General features: G+C 39.5%; 5 protein-coding genes. All 5 read left to right on the top strand.

The window, feature by feature from the left end; all coding sequences use genetic code 11:
* The first annotated feature begins 733 nt into the window (after positions 1 to 733).
* The 5 genes from RAO94_05235 (at position 734) to RAO94_05255 (ending at position 7,647) form a co-directional block, all read left to right on the top strand.
* A complete protein-coding gene (locus RAO94_05235) occupies positions 734 to 1,333 on the top strand; it encodes a TetR/AcrR family transcriptional regulator (GenBank protein ID MDP8321732.1) in 600 nt (199 codons plus the stop codon).
* A gap of 10 nt (positions 1,334 to 1,343) precedes the next feature.
* Positions 1,344 to 2,768: a TolC family protein gene (locus RAO94_05240; protein ID MDP8321733.1), complete on the top strand. Its 1,425-nt coding sequence runs from the start codon at positions 1,344 to 1,346 to the stop codon at positions 2,766 to 2,768.
* Between the two features lies 1 nt (position 2,769).
* Complete coding sequence (locus tag RAO94_05245) at positions 2,770 to 3,795, top strand: efflux RND transporter periplasmic adaptor subunit (protein ID MDP8321734.1); 1,026 nt, start codon at positions 2,770 to 2,772, stop codon at positions 3,793 to 3,795.
* A gap of 13 nt (positions 3,796 to 3,808) precedes the next feature.
* Positions 3,809 to 6,871: an efflux RND transporter permease subunit gene (locus RAO94_05250; GenBank protein MDP8321735.1), complete on the top strand. Its 3,063-nt coding sequence runs from the start codon at positions 3,809 to 3,811 to the stop codon at positions 6,869 to 6,871.
* 71 nt (positions 6,872 to 6,942) lie between these two features.
* Complete coding sequence (locus RAO94_05255) at positions 6,943 to 7,647, top strand: YggS family pyridoxal phosphate-dependent enzyme (protein MDP8321736.1); 705 nt, start codon at positions 6,943 to 6,945, stop codon at positions 7,645 to 7,647.
* Positions 7,648 to 7,692 lie beyond the last annotated feature (45 nt).

A 7,692-nucleotide genomic window follows, 5' to 3' on the forward strand; every position in this document is an offset into this window, starting at 1 on the left:
ATTTATAAATCGGCAGCAAGATCTATTCATAATTTTTCCCCGCAAAGATTATTAATTATCAACAAAGACATTTAGGTACATTAACTATAATGCTGTCAAGATAAATAAAATATTATAATAGAGAATGTACCAAGAGACTGTTATAGTCAAGTATCAGCTATAATATCTATTAAGCCGAATCAATTAAAATCAAATATCACTTACCAGTGTATAGATTACATTTTTGCGTATACAGACCATCCCTGATCTGATAAATAATTTAAAAACTGGCTGCTTATAATTGTCACCCCGAAGTTTGCCCGGAGTACCGTTCAAAACTCTGACCTTACCTGCTGCTAATTTCACGGTGCAATTTAAAATCCACAGGTCAAAATTCAGCAATATTATTAACAATAACAAACGTACCCCACGGGAAAAGATGAAATCATGCCTAATTTCCCAAAATCAGGCTGAATATTATGTAAACTTACTACTGAGTAGCTTAAATATAAATATAATATTAATATAGATCATAAAATAGTCCACTTTAGGATTAGAAGAGGAACAACAAAGCACATAGTGACATTTTTTTGTTAGATAGTGCTATGTTGTTACATCTGTTTGCCGGGAAATTAGTTGATTTAGTTCGAGTGTAATATAGATATTATGATAAAATCTATAAATTTCTTGACGGTTTAGACCTATTAGACCGATTTGGTCAAAGTGGTCGAAGTAGTGAATCGACCCGGGAGAGATGATGAAGGAATATGATCAGAAAAGAGAAGAGATAATTGAGACTGCCGGGCAGTTATTTAATCTGCATGGTTATGAGCATACTTCCATGCGGCAGATAGCGATCGCTATGGGAAGCGGCAAGGCGAGTCTTTATTATTATTTCAAGTCCAAAGAAGAGCTTTTTTTGAGCGTGATCAAGAAAGAAGGGCAAAAATATTTTGCTGAGTTTGAGCAAAAGAGAGGGGAGGATATAGATATAATAGAGCAATTGAGGTTTTTTCTGATGATCCCTTTGAATTTATATGAGTCCCACAAAAGCCTGGCGCTCATGATATTACTGAAAGCAGTGAAGGTACGGATAAAACGGGTACAGAATATAGCTAATGAAATGCTGCAGGGATTTTTTAAGGTGTTTAGAAAATTACTCCAGGAAGGAATAGATACCGGAATAATTAAGGCAGACCTTGATATAGAGAGATATATGATAGTAATGTTAAATATAATCAACAGTGTATATCACATAGAAGTGCCAGGGATAGATTTATTAAATAATAAAGACGAGAAGAGGATAAACTATGAATTTTTAATAGATACAATGCTGGAAGGAATAAAAAAATAAGGAAAGGGATATGAAGAGATTAATAATATTAATTTTGCTGTTTCCTCTATATTTGATGAGTATGTCACTGGAAGAAGCGATAACAGCAGCTCTTGAGAACAATCATGGATTAAATCAGGAGAAGCAGGAAATAGAAGTATATAACCAGAAGTATTATGCAGCGCGAGGAATGCTGCTTCCTCAATTGACTTTGCAGGGGCAATACAGCCTAAGCCGAACTGAGTTACCTGAATCCTCACAATCTGAACTGGATAATTTAACTGATATGCTGGATGATGAAATGGGTACTATGAGCAGCACAGATGAAGTGCTCTGGGATAATCAGCAATTGATAACGGGCTATCTGGATGGAATGGTGAGTTCATTAATACCGGGATCAGTGATAAAAGAGGGGTCATTTGCAGGCGGACTGGAAATAAGCCAGGTACTATTTGCAGGAGGCAAGCTGATATCCGGGATCAAGATAGCAGACAGGGTACGGAACATACAGAAAGAGAATTACCGGTTGAAGGTGCAGGAAGTGATCTATGAAACCACTCGCTTGTATTATGGAGTGAAGCTGGCGCATGAAGTGTGGCAGATCCAGAATGATGCCTTGGAATTAACCGATGAGCACTTGCAGGATGTGGATAAAATGTATCAGCAGGGGCTGGTTTCTGAATATGATAAATTACGGGCAGAGCTGGAATATAAAAAAATGGAGCCTGAGGTTTTACAGGCAGGTTATGATCTGAATCTCGGTCGGGAGAATTTTTGTAATTATATAGGATATACGGGAGATACAGATTTTGAGCTGGAGACAGATTTTAATTTACCTGAGCAAGAGGAATTAGTTCTGGAAACAGCACTTGATGAAGGTATGAGCAATCGGATAGAAGTTCAGCTTTCGGAACTGAATGTGCGGATAAAAGAAGTGCTGGCAAAGATGGAGAAGGCAGATTTTTATCCAGTTATAGCACTTACAGCGAGTTATAATTTTTATACTGCAACTGATGATTATGAAATTGAAGGTGATGATTTTGGTACTCAGGCAAGTGTGGGACTTGGTTTTCAATTACCTCTATTTACAGGATTGACCAGGATAAGTGAGGTCAGAGAAGCTCAGGCAGAAATAATAAAAGCAGAAGAAGCCGATGCAGATATCCAGGAAATGATACGCCTTGATATCCGCAACGCCTGGCAAAATCTGGATCACAGCCGGGAGAAACTTACCGTGCAGGAAAATAATTCTGCTCTTGCAGAGCGAGGCTATGAGATAGCTCAATCACGTTATGCCAATGGACAGGGCACAGAGCTTGAAATTGCTGATGCTCAATTGAATCGGCAGCAGGCCAAATTGAGCTATAGTAATGCCTTATATGAAGTGATTTTGGCAAAAATATATTTTGATAAAGCAATCGGAAGAGATTTAGATAAAATGAGAAAGGAGAAGTAAGGTGAGAAATAAATATATAATTATATTAGCAGGGATATTATTATTAAGTGGCTGCGGGAAGAAGGAAGCAGTCGAGAGTAAAAGCCTGGAGCAATTACACAAAGAAAACGGGGTGCCTGTAAAAGTGCGGGTTCTTAGTGAGGAATCTTTCAGCAAAAAACTTGATTATAACGGTAAATTGACAGGAGTTAATCAGGCAACTGAGCAATCATTAGTAGGTGGCACAGTAGAAAAGATAAATTTTGAAGAAGGTGATCTGGTGAAAGAGGGTGATGTGATAGTAACATTTCCTCAGGATCTGTCAGGGATGAATTATCAGGCAGTTAGAGCGAATTATGATGTGATGTCAGCAAGTTATGAGCGACTAAAGAATCTCTATCAGGACGGGGGTATTTCACAGCAGAAAGTGGATAACGTGAAAGCAGGTTATCTGGCAGCAGAATCACAATTAAATACAGTGGAGAAGATGCTGGAAGTGAGAGCACCCATAGATGGCTATCTGGTAGAGATATATGTGGATGAGACTGATCATGTAGAGTCAGGAGATCTGCTTTTCACAGTAGCTGAGCTGGATAGATTGAAAAGTAAAGTAACTGTTACTGAGAAAGAAATTGGCATGATCCAAAAAGGTTCTGCGGCAATCGCAAAATGGGAAGGAAATGAATATCAAGGCACAATAACGGCTGTTGGTTATGCCATGAATGAACGAAGTGGAGCTTTTGAAGTGGATCTGGAATTTGATAATCCTGATAAGATCATGAAATTTAATATCAATGCGATGATCGAACTGGAAGTATATCATAATCCCGCCGCAATAGTGGTGGAGAAGAAGAATCTATTGCGGGACAGCAGTGGTGATTTTGTGTACATTATAAAAGGTGATCGGGCAGAGAAGCGTTACGTTATAACAGGGCAGTTCAGTGGACTGGATTTTGAGATTATAAGTGGATTGGCAGCAGGAGAAAAGCTGGTGGTTGAAAGCCGTAATCTCCTTGAAGATGGCAGTCTGGTTCAGATCAGCCGGTAAGGGAGAATAATAGATGTTTTTAGCTAAATTAGCAATAGAGCGTCCTGTACTTGCGACCATGCTGATAATGGTGTTTGTGGTATTTGGTTTTATCGCTTATCGCAACATGAATCTGGAAGAGATGCCGGAAATGGAAATTCCCATCGTGACAATTCAGACGATTTATGCTGGTGCCAGCCCTGAGATCGTGGAATCACAGGTGACGGATAAGATAGAGGATGCCATATCCACAGTATCTGAAATAGATAAGATCGAGTCCTATTCAATAGAGAATTTCTCACTTGTAGTAGTGCAATTTCTGATGACAAAGGATGATCAATTAGGCTTGCAGGAGATAAAGGATAAAATAGATGCCATATTGAATACTTTACCCAATGATGTTGAGAAGCCGGAAATAGAGAAGGTGGATCCTTTTGCCGGTGCCGGAATAGAATATATACTCAGCGGAGAGCTGAAGGATGTGGAGCTGTATGATCTGGCAAATAACGTTCTGAAAGAAGAGTTTTCCAAGATACCAGGAGTGGCAAAAGTTGAAGTAGATGGGGGAGTGGAACGTGAGATCCAGATAGTTTTTAAGCAGAATACAGTAAGAAGCCAGGGTATATCAATACCAGCAGTTTCACAATTATTGACCGCAGAGAATCTGGATATGAGCGGGGGAAGTTTTGAGGTGCAAAGTGAGAGATTAAGCACAAAACTGGAAGGAGAATTCGATAATCTGGAAGAGCTGGAAGCAATGCGGATACCCACAGCTTATGGTATGCGCAGATTACGTGAACTTGCTGACGTGATCGATGGGAAGAAAGAGCAGCTGATAAAATCATCCTATTATGATACTCAGAAAAATAAGAGATATGATAATGTGATCCGACTAGGACTGGTAATCAGTCGAGAGGGAAATGTGGTGAAGGTCGATGACGAAGCAGATAGCCGCATGGATGATATCCAGAAGTTGCTACCGGCAGGAACCAGTTTGATAAAGGTATTTACAAATGCTGATTATATTCATGATTCTGTAAATGACACAGTTTCCAATATTCTATTGGGAATCCTGCTTACAGCATTAATTTTACTATTTTTCCTGCACGATCTGCGCTCAACTTTAATAGCAGCAATTGCCATGCCGGTATCTTTGATCAGTAGTTTTTTCCTGATGGGTCAAATGGGTTATACCATGAATATCATAACTTTGATGGCGCTATCAACCTCAGTGGGGATACTGGTGACCAATGCGGTAGTTGTGCTTGAGAATATATTCCGTCATAAACACCTGGGAGAGAACAGTCGCGATTCCGCTCAGAAGGGAACATCTGAGATCACTATTGCAGTTATTGCTTCAGCAATGACCAATATAGCGGTATTTTTGCCCCTGGCGAGTCTGCATTCAATAGTGGGCTCAGCAATTAGACCTTTTGCCTTGACCGTGGTTTTTGCTACATTATTTTCATTATTAATATCTTTTACTCTCACTCCGATGCTGGCATCAAAAATTCTGCCGGAAAAACCGAAAAGGAATAAAGTGGGAGAAAGCATTGAGAGGCTTTTTAAAGGCTGGGAAAGTTTTTATGGTAAATCGCTTAAATTAATTCTGGGTAATCGCTGGATTTCCAGTCTGGTGATAGTGATCGCTATTGTACTTTTTTTGATGAGTTTTCAGCTGGCAAAGCAACTGGGTTTTGAATTTGCTCCGAGTTCAGATGTGGGAAGTTTAAGTGTAAGGATGGAATTACCTGCTGGAACTGACCTGGCAACTACTGAGCAAAAAGTGCGGGAAGTGGAAGATATTATTGCCAGTCATACGGAAGTGGAACACATAATGAGTAAGCTGGGAGAGATAGATTTAACAACGCGAGGAACTCATGTGGCAAATCTTGATGTGAAGCTGATCAATATAGATGCGCGGGAATTGTCAACTGTGGAAGTATCTAATCTGCTGATGCAGGAATTATCTGAAGTGAGAAATGCCCGGATCAAAGTAGGAGAACAGACTTCAATGTCCATGGGATCAGATCCAGTGGAATTCAGTTTAACGGGTTTTGACAGCGGAGAAATGCAGAAGCTGAATGAAGAGATTTTAGAAATAATGAAGGATGTGCCGGGATTGACTAATTTTGATACATCTTCTAAAGCAGGAAATCCTCAAGTGAGTTTTATCCCGGACCGTGAGAAAATGGCAGGGTATGGAGTAACGATCAGCGACTTGGCATATGCCCTGAGAAGTGGTATGGAAGGTTTTCTGGCATCATCATATTATAAAGAGAATAATAACGAATATGAGATCAGAGTGAGTTATTCTGATGCGGAGGTGAATACCCCGGAAGAGATTGGCAGGATACCAGTAGTTACTCAGAGAGGAGTGTTCACTTTATCACAATTCTGTGAGATCAGTTTTACGGAGACAGCTTCCCAGGTTCAGCATCTGGATAAGATAAGAGCCATCAAATTCTCTGGGGGAGTGGCAAAAGGTTACAGCTTAAGTGAAATAAATGCTGAGATCAATAAAAGACTTGATAGTCTGAATATACCGGTTGGTTACAATATTGACTGGGGTGGTAATACAAAAATGATGAATGAAAATTTGCGTGATATGGCTTTTGTGATGCTGATCGCCATCATTATGACATATATGCTGCTGGCAGCAATTCTGGAATCATTTTTGCAGCCTTTTATTATTCTGGCGACATTACCTCTGGCAATGATCGGAGTATTCACGGCATTATATATTACCGGAATAACGATCAATATGATCTCCATGCTTTCAATAATTATGCTGGTGGGAATTGTGGTAAATAATGCTATTTTGATAATGGATTACACAAATCAATTGATTCGAGAGAATAAATACAGCAGTCATGATGCCTTAATCGAAGCAGCACCCACAAAATTGAAACCGGTATTGATGACTACCCTGGCGATCATATTAGGCATGATGCCCATGGCATTGGGAATGGGAGCATCAGGCAAGGAATTTCGTCAACCGATGGGGGTAGTATCCATAGGAGGTTTGCTTGCTTCATCGATTTTAACATTGTATGTGATCCCGGCCATATTTTTGCTTACTACCCGGAAGAAGTGATTCACAGGCATTTATCTTGACATGATGTGAGATTATAAATTCTCTTTCCTGAAAACTAGAAATGGATTAATATGGATATTAGATTAAGAATTGAGGAAGTAGAGCAGAGGATAGTAAAAGCTGCTGAACGCTCAGGTAGAAAGCGTAGTGACATCAAGTTATTAGCTGTCACAAAAACGCATGGTCTGGATGTGATCAAAGCTGCTCTATCAGCTGGTATTGAATATATTGGTGAAAACAAAGTTCAGGAAGCAGAAACCAAAATACCACTTCTGAAAGGGCTATATGAAGAATTTCATTATATCGGGCATTTGCAGTCAAATAAGATAAATAAACTTCTGAGTCTGAATCCCGCCTTGATCCACTCCGTTGATAACCTGCATCTGGCAGAGAAATTGAATACTCGTCTGGCTGCTATAAATAGAATTCAGGATATCTTATTACAGGTGAACACTTCTGGCGAAGAAAGCAAATTTGGTGTGACTCCCGAAGCAGCAGCAGAATTAGCAGGAAAGATCCTGGAATATGATAATTTGAATTTAATTGGACTGATGACAATCGGGAGATTTACTGAAGATGAGATGGAATTGCGAGCCAGTTTCAGCTTATTAAGAAGTTTGAAGGAACAGCTTAGTAAAGAATACTCTGAGCTTGAGCTTAAATGGCTTTCAATGGGAATGAGCAATGATTTTGAGATTGCTGTTGATGAGGGAGCAAATCTGCTGCGTCTGGGCACTGTGCTTTTTGGAGCCAGAGCCTGTAGCATAAGGAATTAATATGTCAGATACATTAACCTATATTTTACTTATGATCCTGTCTTA

This window comes from Candidatus Stygibacter australis (genome assembly GCA_030765845.1).
Classification (GTDB): domain Bacteria; phylum Cloacimonadota; class Cloacimonadia; order Cloacimonadales; family TCS61; genus Stygibacter; species Stygibacter australis.